Annotated in this window: 34 protein-coding genes and 2 pseudogenes; 22 read left to right on the forward strand and 14 right to left on the reverse strand. The window is 40.3% G+C overall.

The annotated features are described in order from the left end of the window. Positions 1-3: 3 nt before the first annotated feature. From C3F34_RS01525 to C3F34_RS01575, 11 genes and pseudogenes are all read right to left on the reverse strand, one after another. Positions 4-435 (reverse strand): VRR-NUC domain-containing protein, encoded by a 432-nt coding sequence (locus tag C3F34_RS01525; RefSeq protein ID WP_104440948.1) that lies wholly within the window; start codon positions 433-435, stop codon positions 4-6. Beyond that, positions 432-737 carry a hypothetical protein gene (locus C3F34_RS01530; protein WP_104440949.1) on the reverse strand — a complete coding sequence of 102 codons (306 nt, stop codon included), beginning with the start codon at positions 735-737 and terminating at the stop codon, positions 432-434. Before C3F34_RS01530 ends, C3F34_RS01525 begins: the two co-directional genes overlap by 4 nt. Further along, positions 734-1,012, reverse strand: coding sequence for a hypothetical protein (locus C3F34_RS01535; protein ID WP_104440950.1), 279 nt, complete (start codon positions 1,010-1,012; stop codon positions 734-736). Before C3F34_RS01535 ends, C3F34_RS01530 begins: the two co-directional genes overlap by 4 nt. Continuing rightward, positions 1,009-1,371, reverse strand: coding sequence for a hypothetical protein (locus C3F34_RS01540; RefSeq protein WP_171284941.1), 363 nt, complete (start codon positions 1,369-1,371; stop codon positions 1,009-1,011). The genes C3F34_RS01535 and C3F34_RS01540 overlap by 4 nt, the downstream gene beginning before the upstream one ends. Then, a complete protein-coding gene (locus C3F34_RS01545) occupies positions 1,368-2,162 on the reverse strand; it encodes a hypothetical protein (RefSeq protein ID WP_104440951.1) in 795 nt (264 codons plus the stop codon). Before C3F34_RS01545 ends, C3F34_RS01540 begins: the two co-directional genes overlap by 4 nt. Beyond that, positions 2,159-2,623: pseudogene (locus tag C3F34_RS01550) on the reverse strand (MarR family transcriptional regulator); the annotation flags it as partial. The pseudogene C3F34_RS01550 and the gene C3F34_RS01545, both read right to left, overlap by 4 nt. Before the next feature lies 1 nt (position 2,624). Next, positions 2,625-3,287: an IS1595 family transposase gene (locus tag C3F34_RS01555; RefSeq protein WP_104440784.1), complete on the reverse strand. Its 663-nt coding sequence runs from the start codon at positions 3,285-3,287 to the stop codon at positions 2,625-2,627. A 39-nt stretch (positions 3,288-3,326) separates the two neighbouring features. Beyond that, a pseudogene (locus tag C3F34_RS01560) lies at positions 3,327-3,803 on the reverse strand (replication protein); the annotation flags it as partial. Further along, positions 3,800-4,516 carry a phage antirepressor KilAC domain-containing protein gene (locus tag C3F34_RS01565; protein WP_104440953.1) on the reverse strand — a complete coding sequence of 239 codons (717 nt, stop codon included), beginning with the start codon at positions 4,514-4,516 and terminating at the stop codon, positions 3,800-3,802. The gene C3F34_RS01565 and the pseudogene C3F34_RS01560, both read right to left, overlap by 4 nt. Positions 4,517-4,562: 46 nt before the next feature. Further along, the gene (locus C3F34_RS01570) at positions 4,563-5,063 is read right to left on the reverse strand and encodes a phage regulatory CII family protein (RefSeq protein ID WP_016165970.1); all 501 of its coding nucleotides are present in this window, start codon (positions 5,061-5,063) and stop codon (positions 4,563-4,565) included. Between the two features lie 59 nt (positions 5,064-5,122). Next, positions 5,123-5,347 carry a transcriptional regulator gene (locus tag C3F34_RS01575; protein ID WP_104440954.1) on the reverse strand — a complete coding sequence of 75 codons (225 nt, stop codon included), beginning with the start codon at positions 5,345-5,347 and terminating at the stop codon, positions 5,123-5,125. 131 nt (positions 5,348-5,478) lie between these two features. Between C3F34_RS01575 and C3F34_RS01580 the strand changes: the two genes are divergently transcribed. Together C3F34_RS01580 and C3F34_RS01585 are read left to right on the forward strand one after the other, a co-directional pair. Further along, on the forward strand, positions 5,479-6,168 hold the full coding sequence (locus tag C3F34_RS01580; RefSeq protein WP_104440955.1) for a LexA family transcriptional regulator: 690 nt from the start codon (positions 5,479-5,481) through the stop codon (positions 6,166-6,168). Between the two features lie 102 nt (positions 6,169-6,270). After that, complete coding sequence (locus C3F34_RS01585; protein WP_104440956.1) at positions 6,271-6,513, forward strand: hypothetical protein; 243 nt, start codon at positions 6,271-6,273, stop codon at positions 6,511-6,513. Here C3F34_RS01585 and C3F34_RS01590 read toward each other — a convergent pair. Further along, on the reverse strand, positions 6,510-6,752 hold the full coding sequence (locus C3F34_RS01590) for a hypothetical protein (RefSeq protein WP_104440957.1): 243 nt from the start codon (positions 6,750-6,752) through the stop codon (positions 6,510-6,512). The two genes, C3F34_RS01585 and C3F34_RS01590, sit on opposite strands and share 4 nt — an antisense overlap. A gap of 171 nt (positions 6,753-6,923) precedes the next feature. Here C3F34_RS01590 and C3F34_RS01595 point away from each other — a divergent pair, with 171 nt between their 5' ends. The 9 genes from C3F34_RS01595 to C3F34_RS01635 all read left to right on the forward strand — a co-directional run bounded on the left by C3F34_RS01595 (position 6,924) and on the right by C3F34_RS01635 (position 10,823). After that, entirely contained in the window at positions 6,924-7,262 is a 339-nt protein-coding gene (locus C3F34_RS01595) for a hypothetical protein (protein WP_104440958.1), read from the forward strand. A gap of 51 nt (positions 7,263-7,313) precedes the next feature. Next, entirely contained in the window at positions 7,314-8,147 is an 834-nt protein-coding gene (locus C3F34_RS01600; protein WP_104440959.1) for a DUF2303 family protein, read from the forward strand. Between the two features lie 82 nt (positions 8,148-8,229). Next, on the forward strand, positions 8,230-8,478 hold the full coding sequence (locus tag C3F34_RS01605; protein WP_104440960.1) for a hypothetical protein: 249 nt from the start codon (positions 8,230-8,232) through the stop codon (positions 8,476-8,478). Then, positions 8,475-8,777, forward strand: a complete 303-nt coding sequence (locus C3F34_RS01610) for a hypothetical protein (RefSeq protein WP_104440961.1) — start codon at positions 8,475-8,477, stop codon at positions 8,775-8,777. Before C3F34_RS01605 ends, C3F34_RS01610 begins: the two co-directional genes overlap by 4 nt. A gap of 89 nt (positions 8,778-8,866) precedes the next feature. Continuing rightward, positions 8,867-9,139 carry a hypothetical protein gene (locus C3F34_RS01615; protein ID WP_104440962.1) on the forward strand — a complete coding sequence of 91 codons (273 nt, stop codon included), beginning with the start codon at positions 8,867-8,869 and terminating at the stop codon, positions 9,137-9,139. Next, positions 9,139-9,528, forward strand: coding sequence for a hypothetical protein (locus tag C3F34_RS01620; protein ID WP_104440963.1), 390 nt, complete (start codon positions 9,139-9,141; stop codon positions 9,526-9,528). The genes C3F34_RS01615 and C3F34_RS01620 overlap by 1 nt, the downstream gene beginning before the upstream one ends. Beyond that, entirely contained in the window at positions 9,518-10,177 is a 660-nt protein-coding gene (locus tag C3F34_RS01625) for a hypothetical protein (protein WP_104440964.1), read from the forward strand. Before C3F34_RS01620 ends, C3F34_RS01625 begins: the two co-directional genes overlap by 11 nt. Continuing rightward, the gene (locus tag C3F34_RS01630; RefSeq protein WP_104440965.1) at positions 10,174-10,557 is read left to right on the forward strand and encodes a hypothetical protein; all 384 of its coding nucleotides are present in this window, start codon (positions 10,174-10,176) and stop codon (positions 10,555-10,557) included. The genes C3F34_RS01625 and C3F34_RS01630 overlap by 4 nt, the downstream gene beginning before the upstream one ends. Further along, positions 10,554-10,823, forward strand: a complete 270-nt coding sequence (locus tag C3F34_RS01635; protein ID WP_416333083.1) for a DNA-binding protein — start codon at positions 10,554-10,556, stop codon at positions 10,821-10,823. The genes C3F34_RS01630 and C3F34_RS01635 overlap by 4 nt, the downstream gene beginning before the upstream one ends. Positions 10,824-10,834: 11 nt before the next feature. On the opposite strand, the gene C3F34_RS01640 is transcribed toward C3F34_RS01635, so the two are convergent. Further along, the gene (locus tag C3F34_RS01640) at positions 10,835-12,064 is read right to left on the reverse strand and encodes an integrase family protein (protein WP_104440966.1); all 1,230 of its coding nucleotides are present in this window, start codon (positions 12,062-12,064) and stop codon (positions 10,835-10,837) included. 168 nt (positions 12,065-12,232) lie between these two features. Here C3F34_RS01640 and ybgC point away from each other — a divergent pair, with 168 nt between their 5' ends. The 6 genes from ybgC (at position 12,233) to pal (ending at position 17,140) form a co-directional block, all read left to right on the forward strand. Then, positions 12,233-12,640 carry a tol-pal system-associated acyl-CoA thioesterase gene (ybgC, locus tag C3F34_RS01645; protein ID WP_016165955.1) on the forward strand — a complete coding sequence of 136 codons (408 nt, stop codon included), beginning with the start codon at positions 12,233-12,235 and terminating at the stop codon, positions 12,638-12,640. A gap of 23 nt (positions 12,641-12,663) precedes the next feature. Then, a complete protein-coding gene (tolQ, locus tag C3F34_RS01650) occupies positions 12,664-13,362 on the forward strand; it encodes a protein TolQ (protein ID WP_016165954.1) in 699 nt (232 codons plus the stop codon). Further along, positions 13,362-13,811: a protein TolR gene (gene tolR, locus C3F34_RS01655; protein WP_104440967.1), complete on the forward strand. Its 450-nt coding sequence runs from the start codon at positions 13,362-13,364 to the stop codon at positions 13,809-13,811. The genes tolQ and tolR overlap by 1 nt, the downstream gene beginning before the upstream one ends. A gap of 1 nt (position 13,812) precedes the next feature. Continuing rightward, positions 13,813-15,093 carry a cell envelope integrity protein TolA gene (gene tolA / locus C3F34_RS01660; protein WP_104440968.1) on the forward strand — a complete coding sequence of 427 codons (1,281 nt, stop codon included), beginning with the start codon at positions 13,813-13,815 and terminating at the stop codon, positions 15,091-15,093. 159 nt (positions 15,094-15,252) lie between these two features. Further along, positions 15,253-16,536 (forward strand): Tol-Pal system beta propeller repeat protein TolB, encoded by a 1,284-nt coding sequence (gene tolB / locus C3F34_RS01665; protein ID WP_171284980.1) that lies wholly within the window; start codon positions 15,253-15,255, stop codon positions 16,534-16,536. 31 nt (positions 16,537-16,567) lie between these two features. Beyond that, positions 16,568-17,140 carry a peptidoglycan-associated lipoprotein Pal gene (pal, locus tag C3F34_RS01670; RefSeq protein WP_044740135.1) on the forward strand — a complete coding sequence of 191 codons (573 nt, stop codon included), beginning with the start codon at positions 16,568-16,570 and terminating at the stop codon, positions 17,138-17,140. 55 nt (positions 17,141-17,195) lie between these two features. On the opposite strand, the gene C3F34_RS01675 is transcribed toward pal, so the two are convergent. Further along, positions 17,196-17,387 (reverse strand): NF038105 family protein, encoded by a 192-nt coding sequence (locus tag C3F34_RS01675; protein ID WP_016165948.1) that lies wholly within the window; start codon positions 17,385-17,387, stop codon positions 17,196-17,198. Between the two features lie 182 nt (positions 17,388-17,569). On the opposite strand from C3F34_RS01675, the gene C3F34_RS01680 reads away from it, so the two are divergent. The 5 genes from C3F34_RS01680 (at position 17,570) to C3F34_RS01700 (ending at position 20,856) form a co-directional block, all read left to right on the forward strand. Continuing rightward, the gene (locus C3F34_RS01680) at positions 17,570-18,544 is read left to right on the forward strand and encodes a class 1 fructose-bisphosphatase (protein WP_044740136.1); all 975 of its coding nucleotides are present in this window, start codon (positions 17,570-17,572) and stop codon (positions 18,542-18,544) included. 51 nt (positions 18,545-18,595) lie between these two features. After that, positions 18,596-19,372 (forward strand): TrmH family RNA methyltransferase, encoded by a 777-nt coding sequence (locus C3F34_RS01685; RefSeq protein WP_044740137.1) that lies wholly within the window; start codon positions 18,596-18,598, stop codon positions 19,370-19,372. A 158-nt stretch (positions 19,373-19,530) separates the two neighbouring features. Further along, positions 19,531-20,145 carry an RNA polymerase sigma factor gene (locus C3F34_RS01690; protein WP_044740226.1) on the forward strand — a complete coding sequence of 205 codons (615 nt, stop codon included), beginning with the start codon at positions 19,531-19,533 and terminating at the stop codon, positions 20,143-20,145. Then, a complete protein-coding gene (locus C3F34_RS01695; protein ID WP_016165944.1) occupies positions 20,142-20,462 on the forward strand; it encodes a hypothetical protein in 321 nt (106 codons plus the stop codon). Before C3F34_RS01690 ends, C3F34_RS01695 begins: the two co-directional genes overlap by 4 nt. Then, entirely contained in the window at positions 20,452-20,856 is a 405-nt protein-coding gene (locus C3F34_RS01700) for a DUF3106 domain-containing protein (protein ID WP_016165943.1), read from the forward strand. Before C3F34_RS01695 ends, C3F34_RS01700 begins: the two co-directional genes overlap by 11 nt. The last annotated feature ends 113 nt before the right edge of the window (positions 20,857-20,969 follow it).

Here is a 20,969-nt window from a genome sequence, read left to right on the forward strand (position 1 = left end):
CCCTCACACCATTGCTAAATATTGCTTAATTTCTTTGATTGCCTCGTCCGCCCCAAAACAGACTTTGCATAAATACCCTTGTTCTTCTAAACGCTGCATGAATAAACGCTGATTTGGTTGTACTTTGCCTTTCTTGGCTTTGAGTTCAATCCACAGCCCATGAATCAATCCATTTGGAATAAGCAACTGAAGATCAGGCACACCTGCCTTTACACCCATCTTTTTAAATTTGCTTGCCTCAATAACATTCCGTGAACCACCATTTGGAATATGGATTAAGTAATCACTCAAGCGACCATTCCCATACTTCACTTTGTGCGCCCAGCTTATGAGCGCAATTTGTTCTTGATCTTCTGTCGGTGGTTTGTGGAATCGTTTTGAACGCGCCACCTTTTGAGATTGAATGCGCAAACCTTCTGGTACTTTTGAGTTCATTTAATAAGCTCCTTTATGATTTCAATTTGACGCTCAACTTGATCAGAAGCGCCACCCCAAAGATCAAACTCGGAAACAATACTTTTGAGATGATTTTGAAGCTCATTAATTTTGGATTGCCGATCATCACGCAACGCAGCGACAGCACCAGTAAACGCAATCCATCCAGCATTAAATTCACTTGATTTAGTTGTGGACCGAAAGCCGTTTTTCTTAGCGTTAAGATCAATAAATCCGTGTTCTTCTGCGATTTTGCAGTACACCTCGTACTGACGTTCAATATCGGTAATAAAATCACTCATCCCACCACCCAAAATAATTGCTTAGCTTTATCGGTTGCCCTAAGACTCAGTGGATTTGAACCGCTTGATTCCAAATAACCCTCAGCCATTAGCTGCTTAATGAAACTCAAAGTCGCTCGTTCTGAGATTCCGATCCACTGTTTGACCTCAAGCACACTTGTTCTGCCTTTCTTTTCGATAATCCCCTTTAAAACAATCACAAGTCGCTCACCTTGTTTGACCGCATGGCGAGTGCTGAAACAATCCACGGTTTTGTTGTCGTGTTGATCTTTCATGCTGCACCAACCTTACCCACCATAAAACTTGGTGGTACTGGCAATGATTGTTCTGTTGGTCGCCACATGTGCAGGCAATAAGGATGATTGTTTACATAGTCACTTTTAGGTGGGTGGTACTGAATGACACAATCACCCTCCCCCCAAAATAGCGACTTGATGAAGCACATTTCATCCCAAGTTGGGCAGCGTGTTGGAAGCGATACGCTTACATGCTCCCAACCCATTAGATCGCTAGCGATGACTGTAAAAACACACTTCTTAGCCTTTACCCAAAAAGCACCATTGTTCCCATAGCTCTCATTGCTTGCTAGTGGTCCCGATTTAATTCTGAATTTCTCTGGAACAATAAAACTCACACCCCACCTCCCACCAATGCAGCAATATCTCTAGGCACAGGCACACCATCACGGCGGCACATTTCTGCATATGCCTCTGGGTTATCGAATGGATCTGGACCAAGCTCTTGCTTAACCTGCTGCGGTTTTTCAGTCGGCTTAAATTCCTGAGCTTTCTCAACATGGCGGTTACGCACGTTCAGTTTTTTCTTTAGGTTTTCCAGAGCTAATCGAGCATCTTCTTTTTCAACTGGCACATGCTCTTTCTTCTCGTTATTCCAAGTCAGTTGAGCAGGTTCCTGATACCACTCTTGCACACGACCTTTCAATTGAGCTTCGGCAAGGTATTCCTCATACAATCGAATGAATTCACGTTTAGCCTCATACATCTCGCCATCTGTGATTAACAGCATGACTTGATCCAAAGCGAACTTTGCAATCGTTGTAATTTCTTGGTATTGCTCTCTGTTATCAGCAAGCTTGGTTTTTTTATGATGCATGATCTTGGTGTACTCACATGCTTTCACCCATGCTTTTTGAGCATTCCACCAGTCTTGGCCAACACATAATTCTTTGAATTCAGCAAAGCTAGGCATGTACTTTTTGCCTGATGTGCTAAGCAAAACAATGCCACGATCAAACTGTTGTTTGGTTACCCCAGTCAATGCATTTCCTACAATCCCTTCGACCATGCTCAATGGAAATGCATTTACCCCTTCAGTAGGGAAATTCTTATTGAACTGCGATGCATACAATGCACGAAGTGTTGCAATCAGAAACCGAATATCATATTGAGTGATTTGGTTATTCATAGGTGATAAACCTCCACAGCATTTGAATCTGGTGTTACATCAATCACGGTTGATTGTGTTTGCTCGTTAAACATTTGCATGAAGTAACCAGGCTCACTTGGTGCTTGTTGAGCATGATTGTTTTGCGGGTTGGCAGAGTGATCTGGCTTTGGAGCGAATACACCCTGATAATTTCCAATGATTGAGTTCTCCAGAGACTGGTTTGCCAATGCTCCAAATGACTCGAGTTTTTTCACAATGAGTTTTACGGCGTTTTCAGTAAGTGGTTTTTTGTTCGCTGCTCGCATATCAACAAACTGAATCCAAAGATCACGGTTCACGTTCACTGGTAATTCAACAGGTTTGGCATCGAAATCATTTGGCTTCACAGCTTTTTGTTTTTCAGCCTTCTGTTGTTCAGAACCACTCGCACTTTTTTTATTTATTTTTTTAGGCTCTAGACTAGCAGATTTATACTTAATTTTATCTAATGATGTTCCACAACTCAGTTGCTAACTCATTAGGTTCTCTCATCCAACGCCATTCAGACTCCTTCAGATGGTAGTCAAAATAATCTTTTGAGATACCATTGAACTTGGATAATCTTCGTTTACAGAAACTCCAAAATGATTCTATTCCATTTATGTGACATTGTCCTCTAGCAAACTCATTTGCTCCGTGATTTACCCTGAAATGCTTTGAATAACCAACATCAACTAGACCATTATAGCCTCGCCATCCATCACTATAAATGACACTTTCTAGTGCCACCTTACCTAAGATAACCTTTTGTAAAGTCTTCATTTTACAGTCAGGAACGATTTCAGTATAAACACGCCCATCCCGTTCAAATATTCCAAATACGGGTTGTTTTAAAGTGCCACGACCACGTTTTAACTTCCCATGAAAACCACGTTGTCGTTTAGCGCCAAAATAGCTTTCATCCACTTCAATAGAACCTACAAATTTAGTTCTTAAATCTGTTTGATGATCATAAATAGCTTCCCTAAAAAGCATGTACCAATAGTTGATCGTATTACGATTTAAATTGAGTAATAATGCAGTTTTAGAAGCGGGTATATCAATGCAAAAGCATTGAATGATTTTTTTAATCTTGTAGTGGCTTAATTTACTGTTTTTAATCATGATTACAGACCAACATAACTAGTCTGCTAGTCTAGAGCCTTTTTTATTTTGAATAGTTGGTTTTGATAGTGTGTTTTGTGTGTAAAGATTTTTTACTAGTAGCGGTAAAAATTTTTTACTAGAGTAGTTAAATTTTTTTACTATCACTGGTAAAGATTTTTTACTAGCAGATGCTTTGTTTTCACCTAGTAAAATATTTTTACTAGGGAAAGACATTTTCCAACCTACAACACATTCGTCATTCAATTTGTACGAATTGCCATGAATCGTCGAATCGCATTCAATCACTAAACCCACTTGGATTAGCTCCGCAAGTGCCTTAGTCACCGTAGGACGACTTTTGCCTGAAATCTCTTGGAATTGGCTCAGTGAGATTGAATCGAACTCTTTGAACCACCCGCGTGTCTTTCTGCAAATGATCAGGTACATCTTTGCTGCAGCATCACTAATTTGATTTAGCACTTCATCTACAAAGGCGTTTGGCACCTGAAAACTGTTTGGTGTGTATTGGCTCATTTCTTTAATAACCCCGCAGCAGCTACAAGCGCCGTCAATCTTGTTAATCCGAACGCTGTGACACGTGCTTGAGTGAATACTTTGTCACCCTCAGCACTTACTATGACTTTTGATACTTTGTTGGCCATGACCTTCTGGTCTATTCGATGTGCATAAGCACATAAACGGCGACAATGGCTGTTCTCTCGATATACCCAGCGCTTTTGAAGCATGAGATCAATCAGCTTTGATTCTTGAACACCTATGGTTTTTGCAGTTTCACGAATGGTATAGGTGTTCACCGTGTCAGCAATCACATCAACCACTTGTGCCTTAGGTTCGAGCACAGCAACATGTTGTTTAAGTGCCTCGTTCTCTTGTTCAGCAGCCAAAGCCAATTGAATAAGATCCATTCGACTTAATTCTTTAGGTTGGGCACTTTCTAATTCTTTGAGCTTATGCAGAACACTTTTACGTACACCTTTTGATTCGCGCATACCAATCAAGGTGCATTGTTCCAGTGTTAAGTGAAAACCTTGGGACGTTGTTTTGTTTGGATTTAATACTACGAAACTTTCGTAGTTCTCCCCGTCCAACTCATCAACAATTCGGACATTGAAATCGTTCAATCGAATAATGCTTTCACCATGACTTTTTCGAATCTCATTGATCAGGTCCAAAAGCTCTAGATTTGTCATCGTCTTAATTTGTGATATATTGATTGGCATGTTCATTTGATTTCCTTCTGGGTTATCAACGTTAAAAGCCTGATCTCGACCATCAGGCTTTTTCTGTTTCTATGCTTGCCGTGTATTTCTTCATTTGCTTAAGCGCTGCTTGATCAACCGCCGCAATCAACTCTGTTAAGCCCTGCGTCAATTGGTGAATTTCTTCATATTCCGCAGGTGTGATAACGCCATCTTCATAAGCTTCATACACAACATGGTTTGCCTTTCCGCTCTTAATGTTGTGCTGCATCATTGCTTCAAAAATTGATAACTCGTGATGTTTGCTTGAGTCACAGCTAACTGGCACCAATGCATAGCCAAGTTGATGTGCCCATACTTTTAAAATTTCTGGGTTCTGCGTATACATCATGATTGTTTCGAGCTTTTTTAAACTCGGTAGGTGGTTTGGCATACCTACGTTTCCGTAGTTGCAAATTGTGTTATGCGAATCACCAGTAACCTGGGCAATTTCTTTTGGTGAAATACCCTTAGTCTGGTTGATCATTTTAAAAATGGCCGTTTGTGCTTCGCGGCTAAGTGATATTTCTTGCATTTGTGAAATCCTTTTGATTTTTCACGTTTATTTAAAACATTGACCGAAACATAATTGGGTTATGCCGCTGAATTACTCTTTTTAAGAAAAAACTCAAAAAGGTTTTTATGTGAAAGTTTGTTATTGCTTGCCTCAACAATTGCCTGAATGGTTTCCATACGTGGCTTCTTACGACCATGGATTAAGTGAGATTCCATATATCCATAGGAAACACCGACACGTTGGCAGAATTGATTTTTCTCGGTTTCGCTCAAAGCTTTCCAATATTCATATAAGTTGAGCATTTAAAAATACACCCATTAGGTAAACTAATAGTAAATATACCTTTCAGGTAAAAATTATTCAACCTGTCAGGGTATTTATTTTTTCTACCCAGCGGGTAAATTAATAGATAGAAATATTGAGTACCCTTCCTATGCCTGACTTGCTTAAAATTCATGAAATTCGACTACTTAATGCTCGCAAAATAATGAAAGAAAGCGGGTTAGACCGAACCCAATTCGCTGAAAAAATTGGCATGTCTTATAATTTATTCAGCCAATACATAGGTAAAAATCCAAAAAAGAATATTGGTGACGATACTGCTGCCAAAATTGAGCAAGCATTTTTAAAGCCCAAGGGTTATCTGGATCAATCAGCGGAAATTGAAACTAGCAAACCAACATCAAACGATCGTGCAGAGCTATCAGGTCGTTGGGTCCCAGTAAAGTCATTTAGTAAAATGGGACTAGATGGATACTTCTCGGAAATGGGTTACGATGGAAATGGTGGTGACGGCTATGTCCCTTCTCTTACTGCTGGGAAATATGCCTATGCAGTAAAAGGTACTGGTGATTCAATGTACCCAGTTGTTCGAAATGGTTGGTTCTTAGTTTGCGATCCAGATGCGGAGCCGCAAGTGACTGAGTTTGTAGAAGTTCAATTAAAAGATGGTCGAAGAACAATTAAAGAATTTATTGGCATCATTGGTAATGTTCTGCATGTTTTAGCAGTCAATGGTAATGAAAGAATTACCATAGATATGGAAGACGTTGAAAGAATTGTTCCTGTTGTCGAGATAATTCCACCGAGTCGCCATCAGCACGAAATCCCATTGATTGGATAAGTAAATTACCCAATGATATTTGGAAAAGCTGTTGGTTTATATAGAAAAATTTAAACCTGCGAACCCGACGCAGCCCTTTAGAACAGATCGGGTGGAGAAAACATGTACGCAACACTTATAACTGAATACTCATTGCGCAATATCTTGATGAATAGTGCTAATTTAATAGATGAAATGCTCAAAACTGAACATGTAACTCAGAATATGCAAAATAGTTTTACATTCTATTTACCTAAAGCCAGTCAAGACTTAGCTAATTTGCAGTACATCCTCAATAGAAGTCATACAAGCTTTCAAATTATATATTCAGAAGTAAAGCCTGAAAGTTTTATTGCAATATTTTAAGATCGAATTTCTGAATTTTTAAAAGCCCTTTGTCTCTGTTCTAGAAACCCTTTTGCTATTCCATCAAGCATTTCACGATCAATTTTATTTGCGATGCAATATGTAAGATGTTCTTGAAAAACATAATCCTCAATTTTTTTCGCAGATGAAATAAGTTCATCAATTGTTAAATCATGGGTATCCATTAATTTAAGTACAACAGTAGATCGGAATGCTTGTTTCTTTTTAATTTTAACCATAACAAACTCCTTGCAACCCACCCCTGCGGTGGGTTTTCTTTTACTTATATTAAAAAAATACACCTATCAAGTAAAATTATTTTTATATTATTTTACCTTGTAGGTATTTACTTTATTTTACCTCATGGGTATATTTATTTCACAGACAACAACCCAACTGTGAGAAACCACATGTCTAATAACAAACAAACTGATGCACCCCAATTCATTGCCGATCTTTCAGGCGGTAACTTCGCTCAGCAACTTGGTATCGCTATTTCTGAAGTAGCTCAAGGCGTTGTGGCAAACGGCAAAAAAGGCAAAGTTCAAGTGACTATCGATGTTTCACATATAGGTGAATCTAACCAGGTGAATATCTCTCATACCCTTGCATATGTCGAACCAACTGCAAAAGGCAAACGCTCAGAAGACACCACTTCTGAAACACCTATGTATTTAAACAATGATGGCAGCGTCACTATTTTTGCAAACCACACAAAGCAATTGTATGAACAATTCGATAAAGCTTAATCAACAACTCAAACCCTTTTAATTTTTCAACCACCAATAGGAAAGTTCCAAATGGAAAACACTGAAGCAAAAGCAATCGCGACACTTGGCAACCCGGCTACAGATTTAACTCGTGGCGGTTTAATTGCACTAAATAACGACTACACAGTTAATGATTTGGAAGAATTCCAAAACGGTCGAAATCGTGCTCGTGGTGAACTTAAAACTCCATCTTTTGAAGACTTCAAAAGTTACGTTCTAAACTGCGCTCCTACTTTGGCCGAAGATGAAAGTTTAAAAGTTCAAGTACTAGCGCCTGTATTTGTTGACCATAAAAATGTGTCAGCAACTGCAATCTTAAACTTTACTTCAACTGGTTACTCACAGGGCCACTGCGACCATAAAGCTTTATTGCAACTTGAACCTACTGTTGTTTGGTCAAAGCTGAATGCACTTAAGGACCGAAAGTTATCTCAACGTGATTTTGCTGTTTTCTTAGAAGACTGGGTAAGCGTATTAGAAATTACCGATGCTGACGGCAATATTATTGGTGGTGCACAAGCATTATCAGCAATCCGCAATATGAAAATTGATGCCACAGTTAGTGCTGATCATTCTGTTGGTAATTTATCTGAAAGCCGTTCTCGCTTTGAACAAGTTGAAGCGCGTTCAAAAGAAGAATTCACGCCTGCGTATTTCAAGATTCGTGATTCTGCTTATTTCGGATTAGATGAGCGCCTTATTGTTCTTCGCCTAATCGTAAATACAAACGATGAAAAACCAACATTCTCAATTCAAATCGTAAAAGAAGAACTATTGCTGGATGAAATCATCCAAGACTTTAAAGCAAAAGTTATTGAGTTGCTTCCTGAGAATCCTGTGCGTATCGGCACATTCACAGCTTAATTCCAGACACAAAAAAAGCCCTGATTACTTTGGACGGCGATCATGGCCCAATGTAAACACTTGCAAGCTTACGGGGCAAAGTATGAATCAATCAGTTTCACATAGCAACACACCTGTGTTTGACGTAGTCGAAAGTCAAACGACACAAATGCTATATCAAGAACCAACTCAAGAAGAGTTGTATTCAAAGCCAGTGAACATCTTTCGCAATTTATGCGCAGTGCTTGTGATCTTCATTTCATTGGCTTCTATGGTCTACATAGCTGTTGTAGCTGATGACAACGTAGCGGTTAATCAAATGCAAAAGGCTGAAGGCATTGAAAAGTCATGAAGTACCTAAATACCCCTATCGAACCAGAAGGTGGTAAAACAATTCACCGTCAAATGGCGGCATGCTTTGAAACTTGGTTATTGAATGATGGCTACCAAGCAAAACTCTTAAAGCACATTGCTGTAGTTCGATACTTCAAAACTGGCAAGCCATCGTTAGAAGTTAATTGTCATGGTGTTATGAACACACCTGCCCAAAATCGCTACACCGTATTTTTAAAACAGTATTTGCGCCATGGGAAAGTTCTAATTACTACCCTACGCGGTCAACACCCAAAAGCTTTAAGAGTTGCAGCATGATCGAATACTGCATGTTTTGTCAGAAATTCACAGTACGCCACGGCGTTTACTGCACTGTGTGCGGATTTAAATAAAGATTAGGTGAAGTGATGAGTATTAAAGAATTAGAAATTAAAAAAATTGATGTAGGTTTGGCTCCGAGTGCAATTGCTCAAGATATTTTCACCAAGGCCGTTTCACCAGTAATGGGCATTCTTAAACAAGAAGGCAGCGATTCCGTAAAAGAATTTTCATTTTGTGCAATGTGGTTAGCCATGGGCTTGTATGTAAATAACTTAAGCACCGAAGATGCTGAGAAAGCTCTAAACCATGCAACAGCCAACATAATCACCCATTTAAAGAAATTGCGGGGTGAAATGTAATGAGTAATCCCGAAACTATCGAAATTCAAGGCTTAAGCACTATTCATAAGCTTTGCAAATTTGGTGCAGACAACAACATGGAAGGCTGCTCTTTTACTGAAATCGTTGAGCGCATGTTTGCTGAGTTAGCTGAGGCTCAAAAAGCAAAAGGTGTAATTCTTTCGTGTCAGCAACTCAAAGAAGCACTCGAGTTTGGAGCACCTGATTTATTTTCAGAAACGAAAGGTCATGAAAGTGATCTTGAATTCCAATTGGAAACTGAAATGTCCATTGAGTTTATGAAAGATGGTCATAGTGGTTCTGGTTATTACTGCTGGTATTACGACCTACCTGAAGAAGGCTCAATCATTCTTGGTGAAGAAGCACAGGAGCAAAGTCATGAAGAATAGATTTTACCTAACTTCTGCTCATGGGTTTCTCGGAACTAATGTTGTTTGGCACCGCCATGAAGGTTGTGGTTATCACACTGATTTGGATCAAGCTCACGTGTATACACTTAAAGAGGCTCAAGAGTATTGGGCGGATTCACACGGTGATTGCTTGCCAATTTCCGCTGATCATGTAGATGCTTTAGCTGTATGGAAGGTTGATTGCCAATACATACCCAAGGAATCTCAAATCATTGATGGCGTTTATAGATACGTAGCATATGAAAAAAAGAAATGGGATGGGAATGATGTTTATTGGATGAATCGATATTCATATCCAACTACCGATTTTTCACAAGCCTCTACATTGGATGAAGTAGAAGCTCAGGCATTTCTAAATAGCGAGAAAAATTTCATTGTAATACCTCGCTACATTGCTGAAAAAGTGAAACGTCGGACTTTCGATTATCGCCAAATCAACAAGAGAAAAATGGTATTTGGTGCAGGCCTAAAAACTCCTGAAATAGTGAAGAAACTTCAACGCAGAAAATCGGAACCAAAACATCGTTTTAATTGTCCATGCTGTGGACGCATTACATGGCAAGACAATCCTTATGATTATGAAGGCTGTCGAAATTTAAATTGTGATGAATGGAGTGTGCACGCATGATTCTAAAAACTAATCAATTGATGCCTGTTGAAGTTACTCGCAATGATGAAGGGTATTGGTCACACCCCGCCTTCGATAAATATTGGGCTGAAAATTATGGTGATGCCGAATACCTAAATAAACCTGAATGGGATGAATTGGAGCGTCATTTTAATATTGACACCTTTACTACATCCTTAGAGTTAGAGGATTACGATCTTTATCAGCAATATTACGAAACTGGTGAGTTATTAGCTTGGAATCCAGACCAACCAGTTGCAAGTGGAGACTGGTTTCTAATTTCCATTTACAGCAATGAAGATGGCGCATTTGCCACATGGGCAAAACCTAGACCAAATCCTATGGTTGAAGTTGAGGAAAGTTTGAAGGAGGTGACATGATGAGCAGACAAACAAGACTTTCAAAAATGACTGAAGAAGAAAAGTTGTTAGCAACAAAGTTATTTTGGGAATCACCGAATGATGCAATATTCCCACCTACAACAGTTGCACTTGTTTTTAATGTTTCTCTTCAATGGTTACAGTTGAAACGGTGTGAAGGCGGCGGCATTCCATTCACTAAAGGATTGCGGAAAATTTCATATGCAAAAGGTGATGTTATTAAATACTTTGAAGGTCAAAAACTCTCAAATACAATGTGTGCGTAAAGAAAGGAGGTTTAACCTCCTTTTTTATATCCTTCAAAAACAATGTCCTCAATTTCCTGCATTGCTAACCTTAATTTTTTATCACTTATCTGAATATAACCTTCAGTTACATCGCCCGTAACAGTGTGGTTTAACAATCTTTTAATTGTGTATTGCCCGTAATCTAGGTTTTCCGCAATCGTCCCAAATGTACGGCGTAAATCGTGAAACGTGAACTGAATTCCAGTTTCTTCAATAATTTTTCGCTTTGCATCAAATAGGTTAGTTGTATATCCCTTTAGCTTGGATTTTGGGGATGAAAAAACATATTCATTAAATTTCTGTTCGTACCGACTTCTCATTATTTCCCACAGTCTATCCCCCATCGGTAGAGAATGAGCTTCACCGTTTTTTGGATCATTTGAGGTGATCCAACCATATTTTAAATCAACTGAATCCCACTTTAGTGTCTGACACTCATCACGTCGAAAGCCTGTAAGAATTAGAGTGATAAGGAAATCTCTAACAGTGTTTCTTTCTTGCCTTAAAGCACTAAACGACATTACTGCATTAACCCAATCAGAAAGCTGTTCTTGTTTGATATATCCTTTACGGCGTTTAATTTTATTCCAAGTTCTCTTAGCCTTGAGGGTCAATACTGGGTTCACAGAGGTAATAATTGATTCATCGTTTTCATCTAAAAAATGCTCTAGAGAAAAATTAAAGATAGCCCTTAAAACAGCCATTGCTAAGTTTGCTTGAGCTGGACTCCTTTCCGATAAGTCTGTGTATTTTTGTTGGACCTGAGCTCTTGAAATTTCACCAATCTTGAAGCTCTTCCAATCTTTTAAATAGACGTTAACAACTTGGTCATAGTCTTTCAAAGTTCGTGGCTTTAGGGTTCTATTTTTAAGGTATTCATTGTATGCAAGCTCAAGCGTTGGATGCTGTCTAAAGGTAAGCAACTCACCTTCAATCTTCTGGCGCTCAGCCTTTTTTGCCTCATTTGGATTGTAACCTTGTGCCATTTGCGAAAGTAGACCTTGTGCTAAAATTCGCGCTTGAGATAGCGTTAGGTTGCCATGCAGACCTATTGTTGCTCTTACTGACTTGCCTTTGACCTTCTTTTCAACAATGTAAGTTTTACATGTGGTATTTACTCGTATAGCAAAACCAATTAGCTCGCTATCCCTGTAAATACCAGGTTCACTCAAAGCATCGATAGTTGTTTTGGTGAATTTAAGACGATCAGACTTGGGCATTGACTAGCACTCATTTAGCAACAAATAACACCAGTAAGCAGTATACAATTTAGTCTACTATGCGTCTACTTTTTGAAAAACTTAAGTTATTTAAATTTTTCATTCGCCAAAAAATCTCAGCAAGATATTGATAGATATAGTATTAACAACACAGGAATGCCTAGCCAAATGAGTAACAAATTCGAATTTCAAATTCGTGTATATATTGAAGACACTGACGCAGGCGGTATTGTCTATCATGCCAACCATATTCGCTTTATGGAACGTACCCGTACCGAATGGTTACGTGCCTCTGGTGTAGACCATTACTGGCACCAAAAAGACTACAACTTCGTGGTGCACAAAATTAATGTTAAATACATGCGTCCAATTCTCATGGATGACCTTATTACTGTTACAGCAAGTGTAGTTTCGTGTAAAGCTACGTCTTTTGTATTGCAACAAAATATTTATCGTGGTGAAATCTTGTTAGCTTCTGGCGAAGTCGAGTTAGCATGTATCAGTGCCGAAATGAAACCTCGTCGTTTGCCAGATGAAATTCGCGATCTAATTCGTAAAGAGTTAGAACAAATCTAAGAAAACTCGACTCCAGTGTAACTATGGCAAATCAATTAGACTCCACACTTCACGTTTCAGACCTCATTTTACAAGCAAGTCCTGTCGTACAACTGGTGATGCTTTTACTTTTATTTGCATCACTCTATAGTTGGTTTTTGATTGCCAAGTTACATCAGAGCTATAAAAAAGCCCAAGCAGATGATGAACATTTCCAAAAAATCTTCTGGTCGGGTGCCGAACTCAATACCCTTTACAACAATGCTCAACTCAACTCTAAACGTGTCGGGCTAGAAGACATTTTCTACCAAGGTTTGGGTGAATACCTCAAACTTAAAAAACGTCATGCAGCAACACAACAAACCATCGAAGGTACTGAACGTATTTTACGTGTTGGTTTAAGCCGTGATCAGGGCAATTTAGAACAAGGTCTAGGTGCTTTAGCCAGTATCGGTTCTGTCGCACCTTATGTAGGTTTATTCGGAACTGTTTGGGGCATTATGAATGCCTTTATTGGTCTGGCAGATGTCGATCAAGTAACCTTGGCGACTGTTGCACCTGGTATTGCGGAGGCTTTGATTGCAACTGCGATTGGTTTATTTGCAGCGATTCCAGCCGTTCTAGCCTTCAACCATTTTACTGCTAAAGGCGAAGCTGTTTATTCAGACCGTGCTTTGTTTGCAGAAGAAATGGTGGCGCTATTACAACGTCAGTCGGTAGGTTCTGTTCAGGAAAATGACTGATGGCAATTCAACGTTCAGGACGCTTTGAGCGCATTAAAAAACCATTAAAGAGCGACATGAATGTCGTGCCCTATATTGACGTGATGTTGGTACTTTTGGTGATCTTTATGGTCACCGCCCCTATGATCACTAGCGGCATTAAAGTCGATTTACCGCAAGCTAATGGCACTCCACTACAGTCTGAAGATGCTCCTTCTATCGTCTCTTTAAAAGCAGATGGTACATACTTCTTAGAACAAAAAGGTCAAACGACAGGGCCGCTTGCACTAACAGAATTGACCCAAAGATTGCTCAAGTCTCAAGCGCAAGCTCAACAAAATAACAAAAAACTCAATGTTGTGATCAATGGGCATCAAACTCGTCCTTATGGAGAAGTGATGGCTTTAATGTCAAGCCTTCAAGATGCAGGCTTAACCCAAGTTGGTTTACTGACCGAACCTTTAAAGTAATATGAAGAATTTTAAAAAGCCACCTTTTAAACAAAACGCAATTGCACTGGGTTTTACCTTCGGTGTACACGTACTTGCGGTTGTTGGCTTGCTTTATTTAGGCATGAGTAAACCACCTAAACCACCCGAGCAAATCAAAACCATATTAATTAAACCGCAAGATTTACAACCTACTCCGCTTGAAGAAACAGAATTTACAGAAACTGCGCATGAGAATATTGCCCCTGAAATTACACAAACAGCAGAACCTAGCGTAGAGCCTGCTCCTGTCATTCCTGTTGCACCACCAAAAACCAATACAGCTGAGCAAGAGACGGCTCGTTTAGCTCAGGAAAAGGCTAAAGCTGATGCTGCCGCGAAAGCCAAAGCTCAGGCGGATGCTGCTATAAAAGCCAAAGCGCAAGCTGATGCTGCCGCAAAAGCCAAAGCTCAGGCAGATGCTGCCGCAAAAGCCAAAGCTCAGGCGGATGCTGCTATAAAAGCCAAAGCGCAAGCGGATGCTGCCGCAAAAGCCAAAGCGCAAGCGGATGCTGCCGCAAAAGCCAAAGCTCAGGCAGATGCTGCCGCAAAAGCCAAAGCTCAGGCAGATGCTGCCGCAAAAGCCAAAGCTCAGGCGGATGCTGCTATAAAAGCCAAAGCGCAAGCGGATGCTACTGCAAAAGCCAAAGTGCAGGCAGATACTGCCGCAAAAGCCAAAGCTCAGGCAGATGCTGCCGCAAAAGCCAAAGCTCAGGCAGATGCTGCCGCAAAAGCCAAAGCTCAGGCAGATGCTGCCGCAAAAGCCAAAACTCAAGCGGATGCCGCTGCAAAAGCCAAAGCGCAAGCAGATGCTGCCGCAAAAGCCAAAGCACAGGCGGATGCCGCTGCAAAAGCCAAAGCGCAGGCGGATGCTGCTGCAAAAGCCAAAGCGCAGGCGGATGCTGCTGCAAAAGAACGCGCCGAAGCAGAAGCTAAAGCCTCTGCGGCTAAGAAAGCTGCCGAAGAAGCTGCCAATAAAAAAGCTGAAGCAAAACGTATTGCCTCTACAGCAAAACGAGATTTTGAAAACAAAGTCAAGCGAGCGTGGAATCCACCAGCGAGCGCATCAGGTCAGAAAGCCAGTGCCCGAGTCACCTTAAGTGAGAGTGGTGCAGTCTTATCAGTTGTCGTCAATGCAAGCGACCCAGATATGAAAGCAAGTGTCGAAGCCGCAGTTCGTGCAGCGGCACCTTATCCAATGCCTTCAGACCCTGATGCACGGCGTGAAGCGCGCACATTTACTTCATCTTTCACTGCCCAATAATCACAATCGCCATGCCAAAAGCATGGCGATTAAGTATTTTCACAGTGTTATAACAGTTTAGCCATAATCTAATGCTTTAAATCATGCAAATTCATGCCATTATGTTAGGCAATTTCACACAACCCACAAAGACTGACGTTTCAGAGTATACAGCGAATGATGGAAAATACGCGTAAACATCTACTTGGTTTAGCAATCATGACGGCACTTATGCCGCTACTTGTTCAAACCAGTCATGCACAACTTCATTTAGAAATTGCCAAAGCACCAGAACAAGCCCCTAAAATTGCGATTATTCCATTCAGTAATGATCAAACCATTTATTCTATTGTTGAAAATGACCTGAATCGTTCAGGAAAATTTAGCAGTGCATCACAAAACTTACCTGCAACTGCAAGCATGGACAACCCCAATGCGGCAGCATGGCAAGCCGCAGGCGTACCCTATCTGGTTACAGGTAATTTAAAAGCAACTGCTGCGGGAACCTTTGAGGTTCAATATCAACTGTATGATGTCGAAAAAAAACAATATCTACTCAATGAGTTATTGACCGTACCCACTTCACGCGTACGTCAAGCTGCACATATGATCAGCGATGCCATTTACCAAGCATTAACTGGCATTCAAGGGGATTTTAGCGGACGTATTGCCTATGTACTCCGTAATCCTGCAACACCTGAGCAGCGCTATACCTTACAAATTGCAGATACAGATGGTGAACAGCCTAAAACTATTCTCACCTCGCGTGATCCAATCTTGTCTCCTGCGTGGACACCGGATGCCCAAAAAATTGCTTATGTGTCGTTTGAAAGCAAACGTCCTGCGATTTATGTACAAGATTTAGCCACAGGTCAACGTGAGAAACTGGCAAGCTTCCGTGGCTTAAATGGCGCACCAAGTTTCTCTCCAGATGGCAAATCGATGCTATTTACTGCGTCTATGCATGGTAATCCTGAAATTTACCAAATGGATTTAAATACTCGCCAGTTACAACGCATGACCAATGACAGTGCAATTGATACCGAAGCACGTTATGCACCTGATGGTAAGTCATTTATTTTTACCTCTGACCGTGGTGGATCACCACAAATTTACCGTTATAGCTTTGCCGATGGCAGTAGCAAGCGTATTACCTTCCGTGGTGCATTCAACGCACGAGGTACATTAAGTGCCGATGGTAAAAAAGTGGCATTAGTGCATCGTCCAAGTGGCAGTAGCTACAAAGTTGCAATTCAAGACATTAATACGGGGATCACCAATATTCTAACCCCAACCAGTCTGGACGAATCCCCAAGCTTCTCGCCAAATGGGCAAATGGTGGTGTATGCCACTCGCGAAGACAACCGTGGTTTGCTCTCAATTATGTCGGTCGATGGCCGTTTCCGTATGAATTTACCAAGTGAACAAGGTGAAGTTCGTGAACCTGCTTGGGCACCTAAATAATTTTTAAAAATCAATCTTTATGGAGATGAAGATGAACACTCTTAAATTGTTAGTTTTACCTGTTTTAGCTTCAGCGCTAATTATAACTGGATGTGCCAGCCGCAAACCTGCAGCCGAGATTCAAACAGGTCAAACGCCAAACTCAGCAGGTACAACCGTCAGCACTGAAGGATTAAGTGAAGATGCTGCATTAAATGCACAAAATCTTGCAGGCGCATCTTCAAAAGGGGTTACGGCTGCAAACAAAGCTTTTCTAGCAAAACGCGTAGTGCATTTTGACTACGACAGCAGCGATCTTTCAAATGAAGACTATCAAACATTGCAAGCGCACGCACAATTCCTCGTAGCAAATGCAAACTCTAAAGTGGCATTAACAGGTCACACGGATGAACGCGGTACGCGTGAATACAATATGGCACTAGGTGAGCGTCGTGCCAAAGCTGTAGAAAGCTTTTTAATCACGAATGGTGTAAACCCGACTCAATTAGAAGCAGTCAGCTATGGTAAAGAAATGCCAATCAATGCAGGTCATGATGAAAATGCGTGGAAAGAAAACCGCCGTGTCGAATTGAACTACGAAGCTGTACCACCTTTATTAAAATAACAAGGTCTACAGACATAAAAAAGCGCTTTAAATTAAAGCGCTTTTTTATAATGTGTTAAGCAGGTTTCTGCTCATCTTCTTCATGCTCATGCTGCATGGATTCAATGAGGTCATGCTTATTGAAATTCTTGTATTCAGGCTTGGCTTCATATTCTTTCCAAGCTTCTTTCACCTTTTCAGGACTAATATCATCTAAACTAATGCCTTCATTTTGCGTTGGCATGGCATCAAACTTTTGTGTAGTCATTCTGCTGCTCCTCAATTCTTCTTCATCCTTCACATCAACATAGCATTATCCCTAAAAGTTGCAAGGGCAAAATCAAGCCAAATAATCGAGTTTAATTTTTCTTTTGCGGCATTCTCCTCTAAAATAGCTATCTAAATTTTTTTTGCTCAATTTGATTGGTTTTCACTCGGAGTTTTCCTGCCATGGCATACCTCACCCTTTCCCAATTCTTAGAACAACAAACTGGGAATCTTACACCTGAACTTGCAAAAGTCATTGATACTATTGCAAATACGTGTAAAACGATTGACCAAGCTTTACAAAAAGGTGCACTTGCTGGGGTATTAGGCAGTGCGCAGCATGAAAATGTGCAAGGTGAAGAACAAAAAAAATTAGATGTGATTTCAAATGACTATTTAATTGATGCATTAAAAGTTCACCCACATGTCGGTGGTTTGGCGTCAGAAGAACTTGATGAATTCACACCTGCACAAGAAAATGGTGAATATTTGGTGTTATTTGACCCACTCGATGGTTCAAGCAACATCGATATCAACATGTGTGTTGGTACGATTTTCTCAATTCTTCCAGCCAAAAATGCCGTGACGCAATCAGCTGATTTCATGCAAGCAGGTATTCACCAAGTTGCTGCGGGCTATGTACTTTATGGTCCATCAACCATGATGGCATTAACTGTAGGTGCAGGCGTAGTCTTCTTTACTTTCGACCCTGAATCTCAACAGTTCTTATTAACTACTGACAGCATTCAGGTGGCAGCAGACACCAAAGAATATGCAATCAATGCATCTAATCAACGTCACTGGGAACAACCTGTAAAACGTTATATTGATGAATTACTTGCTGGGAAAACTGGTCCACGTGAAAAAGACTTTAACATGCGCTGGGTTGCATGTATGGTCGGTGATATTCATCGTATTCTTTGCCGTAGCGGTATCTTCATGTACCCATACGACCTTAAAGATCCGAAAAAAGCGGGGCGTTTACGTTTAATGTACGAAGCCAACCCAATGAGTATGTTGATGGAACAAGCAGGTGGTGCTTCTACAACTGGTCGCGTTCGTATTCTTGAGATTGAACCAACAGAGTTACACCAACGTGTACCTGTAATTATTGGTTCAAAAAATGAAGTTGACCTAGTAACTCAATACCACAATTAATTTAAAAAACAGAAGTAGGTTTTGTGCCTACTTCTGTGGACTCTAGCAAACATGCCTATAATTTTTTTAGAATCGAAAGACAACCCAAAAATTAAACACTTACGTGGCTTAATTGAGCAAAACACCTATCGCAAAAAGCAAGGTCAAACCGTGCTTGAAGGTACACATTTGTGTTTGGCATGGTTGCAAGAGCAAAAAAAAATCAATGCCATTTTTACCACGGAACTCGCACTACAACACCCAGACCTAGAAGAAATCCAACGTCTTTATCATGGTGCAATTTTTGTTTTAAGTGAATCTTTATACAAAGATTTAAGTACTTTAGGCACTACCCTTGCGTGTCTTGCCATTATCGATTTGCCATCTTCTTCTCAGGCATTGCAATACAATTTAGATACTTTGATTTTGGAAAATATCCAAGATCCAGGCAATGTCGGTACTTTACTCCGTTCTGCAGCCGCAGCAGGCGTTCAGCAAATTATTGCCACTAAAGGTACGGCTTCACTTTGGTCACCACGTGTACTCCGTGCAGGTATGGGGGCTCACTTCTCTTTAGATATTTATGAAAATGTCGAGCTGGAACAAGTTTTGCCACAGTTCAAAATTCCTGTCTATGTAACCAGTTCACATCGCTCAACCAGTCTATATGCTCAAGATTTAACGCGAGCATGCGTCTGGATCATGGGTAATGAAGGTCAAGGTGCTTCAGACTATGCGCTTGCACATGCACAAGCTGTGGCAATTCCACAACCAGGTGGGCAAGAATCACTAAATGTTGCTATTGCAGGTTCTATTTGCTTATTTGAAATGGTACGTCAACGTATCTAATACACTTTTTATTTTAAATTGTCCCGCCCAATTTCAAAAATAGATTACACTTGAAAAAATAATAACGGATATTGTCAACCAAACCATTATTTCCAACGTTATTAAGGATATGTATTGGAAATAATGGTGATAATCCAATGACAGGGTTTTCCATTTCTATGGATTTAGCGCCAAAGCAGTCTCAGCCTGAAAATTTAAGTGCTTTAAAAAGTACGGCTGAACAACGTCTGAAAAATTTTATGCAAGACGTGACTGGACGTGCACTCGTGATGATGGAAAATGCAACGCAAGGACAACAAGGCATCGCAATGGATTTAGTCCAAGAAGCCTTTATTTCTTTGCATAAATCCTATTCAGAGAAGTCGACTGAAGAATGGTATCCCCTGTTTTACACCATTTTAAATAACAAACTGCAAGATTGGCGCCGTAAAGAAGCTCGTCGCTCTCAACCTTTTTCCTTTTTCAAAAAGGTGAGTCTAGATGAAGATGATCTTGAAATTCAGGATGTTATTGATGAAGCAACCCCTAGTCCACTTGAATTTCTGGATCAGGCTGTCACGATTGAAGAAATTCAAGCTGCGATTCGCCGACTACCAGTTCGTCAACAGCAAGCGTTTATGCTTCGGGCTTGGGAAGGTTTTGATACGCAAACGACTGCTCAAATTATGAACTGTAGTGAAGGCAGTGTAAAAACACATTATCATCGCGCGATTCAAGGTTTGCGATCTGCATTATCGCATTTGAATCCATATTCGGGAGGGTCATCTGAATGAAACAGGATGATTTCTTAAAACAAGTCACTTGTAAACTTGATGGTCTTGCGCAGCAACATAAGGCAAAACCTGTCGTGATGAATCATGTTCTGGATCATATCCAGCAACAAAAATCATCTCGCTTTGTCTATTTCAAAATGACTGGGTTTGCTCTTGCAGCAGCAATTGCAGGAATTGTGGTTTTACCGAATTCTTTCGATATGTCTGAAAAACCACAGAATCAAGTTGTAGTAACACCAAAACTTTCTCCACAAATGGTTGAAGATTTGGAAATGTTAATGGTTTTAGGTGAGGACAAGGTTCCACATGGCAGCTAGACGGTTAGCTTTTGCTTTTTGTGCACTCGGTTTCTTGCAAACAAGTTTTGCAGGTTTCGAACGTTTTTGGATTTTTTCTAAAGATGCCAATACTCAAGTGGCTGAAACGTGGGAAACGCTTTCTGAACAAGAACAGCGTGCATTGATTAAACGCTATCAATCCCTTAAAGAAATTCCTGATGAACAAAGCAATAGCTTACAACAACGTATGGACTGGTTTACGCAATTACCTGAACAAGAAAAACAGAAAATGCGCGAAACTTGGCAACAAATGAGTAGCCAAGAACGCAATGATTTGCGCGCGCGCATGCAAAAAGCGACACCCGAAGAACGTATTACTATACGTGAAGAGTATATGAACAAATACTTACACCATACCATTGAACAGCATTAAGAACGCTTTAACAGCAATAAATAATCATATATAAAAGCCAATCTACAATAAGTAAGATTGGCTTTTTATATTCTACTCAACACTTAAGTATTAACTTCATCACTACGCAATGA

Origin of the sequence: Acinetobacter sp. ACNIH2, assembly GCF_002934965.1 — a bacterium.
GTDB lineage: Bacteria > Pseudomonadota > Gammaproteobacteria > Pseudomonadales > Moraxellaceae > Acinetobacter > Acinetobacter tandoii.

Coding starts and splice junctions, on each gene's coding strand:
- C3F34_RS01625 (WP_104440964.1), top strand. CDS start 9,518: ATGAAGAATAGATTTTACCTAACTTCTGCTCATGGGTTTCTCGGAACT.
- C3F34_RS01525 (WP_104440948.1), bottom strand. CDS start 435: ATGAACTCAAAAGTACCAGAAGGTTTGCGCATTCAATCTCAAAAGGTG.
- C3F34_RS01615 (WP_104440962.1), top strand. CDS start 8,867: ATGAGTATTAAAGAATTAGAAATTAAAAAAATTGATGTAGGTTTGGCT.
- C3F34_RS01635 (WP_416333083.1), top strand. CDS start 10,554: ATGATGAGCAGACAAACAAGACTTTCAAAAATGACTGAAGAAGAAAAG.
- C3F34_RS01555 (WP_104440784.1), bottom strand. CDS start 3,287: ATGATTAAAAACAGTAAATTAAGCCACTACAAGATTAAAAAAATCATT.
- C3F34_RS01685 (WP_044740137.1), top strand. CDS start 18,596: ATGCCTATAATTTTTTTAGAATCGAAAGACAACCCAAAAATTAAACAC.
- ybgC (WP_016165955.1), top strand. CDS start 12,233: ATGAGTAACAAATTCGAATTTCAAATTCGTGTATATATTGAAGACACT.
- C3F34_RS01695 (WP_016165944.1), top strand. CDS start 20,142: ATGAAACAGGATGATTTCTTAAAACAAGTCACTTGTAAACTTGATGGT.
- C3F34_RS01700 (WP_016165943.1), top strand. CDS start 20,452: ATGGCAGCTAGACGGTTAGCTTTTGCTTTTTGTGCACTCGGTTTCTTG.
- C3F34_RS01610 (WP_104440961.1), top strand. CDS start 8,475: ATGAAGTACCTAAATACCCCTATCGAACCAGAAGGTGGTAAAACAATT.
- C3F34_RS01690 (WP_044740226.1), top strand. CDS start 19,531: ATGGATTTAGCGCCAAAGCAGTCTCAGCCTGAAAATTTAAGTGCTTTA.
- C3F34_RS01620 (WP_104440963.1), top strand. CDS start 9,139: ATGAGTAATCCCGAAACTATCGAAATTCAAGGCTTAAGCACTATTCAT.
- tolQ (WP_016165954.1), top strand. CDS start 12,664: ATGGCAAATCAATTAGACTCCACACTTCACGTTTCAGACCTCATTTTA.
- C3F34_RS01675 (WP_016165948.1), bottom strand. CDS start 17,387: ATGACTACACAAAAGTTTGATGCCATGCCAACGCAAAATGAAGGCATT.
- tolA (WP_104440968.1), top strand. CDS start 13,813: ATGAAGAATTTTAAAAAGCCACCTTTTAAACAAAACGCAATTGCACTG.
- C3F34_RS01590 (WP_104440957.1), bottom strand. CDS start 6,752: ATGGTTAAAATTAAAAAGAAACAAGCATTCCGATCTACTGTTGTACTT.
- C3F34_RS01580 (WP_104440955.1), top strand. CDS start 5,479: ATGCCTGACTTGCTTAAAATTCATGAAATTCGACTACTTAATGCTCGC.
- C3F34_RS01545 (WP_104440951.1), bottom strand. CDS start 2,162: ATGAATAACCAAATCACTCAATATGATATTCGGTTTCTGATTGCAACA.
- C3F34_RS01640 (WP_104440966.1), bottom strand. CDS start 12,064: ATGCCCAAGTCTGATCGTCTTAAATTCACCAAAACAACTATCGATGCT.
- C3F34_RS01585 (WP_104440956.1), top strand. CDS start 6,271: ATGTACGCAACACTTATAACTGAATACTCATTGCGCAATATCTTGATG.
- C3F34_RS01565 (WP_104440953.1), bottom strand. CDS start 4,516: ATGAACATGCCAATCAATATATCACAAATTAAGACGATGACAAATCTA.
- tolR (WP_104440967.1), top strand. CDS start 13,362: ATGGCAATTCAACGTTCAGGACGCTTTGAGCGCATTAAAAAACCATTA.
- C3F34_RS01600 (WP_104440959.1), top strand. CDS start 7,314: ATGGAAAACACTGAAGCAAAAGCAATCGCGACACTTGGCAACCCGGCT.
- C3F34_RS01680 (WP_044740136.1), top strand. CDS start 17,570: ATGGCATACCTCACCCTTTCCCAATTCTTAGAACAACAAACTGGGAAT.
- C3F34_RS01570 (WP_016165970.1), bottom strand. CDS start 5,063: ATGCAAGAAATATCACTTAGCCGCGAAGCACAAACGGCCATTTTTAAA.
- pal (WP_044740135.1), top strand. CDS start 16,568: ATGAACACTCTTAAATTGTTAGTTTTACCTGTTTTAGCTTCAGCGCTA.
- tolB (WP_171284980.1), top strand. CDS start 15,253: ATGGAAAATACGCGTAAACATCTACTTGGTTTAGCAATCATGACGGCA.
- C3F34_RS01535 (WP_104440950.1), bottom strand. CDS start 1,012: ATGAAAGATCAACACGACAACAAAACCGTGGATTGTTTCAGCACTCGC.
- C3F34_RS01595 (WP_104440958.1), top strand. CDS start 6,924: ATGTCTAATAACAAACAAACTGATGCACCCCAATTCATTGCCGATCTT.
- C3F34_RS01530 (WP_104440949.1), bottom strand. CDS start 737: ATGAGTGATTTTATTACCGATATTGAACGTCAGTACGAGGTGTACTGC.
- C3F34_RS01575 (WP_104440954.1), bottom strand. CDS start 5,347: ATGCTCAACTTATATGAATATTGGAAAGCTTTGAGCGAAACCGAGAAA.
- C3F34_RS01605 (WP_104440960.1), top strand. CDS start 8,230: ATGAATCAATCAGTTTCACATAGCAACACACCTGTGTTTGACGTAGTC.
- C3F34_RS01630 (WP_104440965.1), top strand. CDS start 10,174: ATGATTCTAAAAACTAATCAATTGATGCCTGTTGAAGTTACTCGCAAT.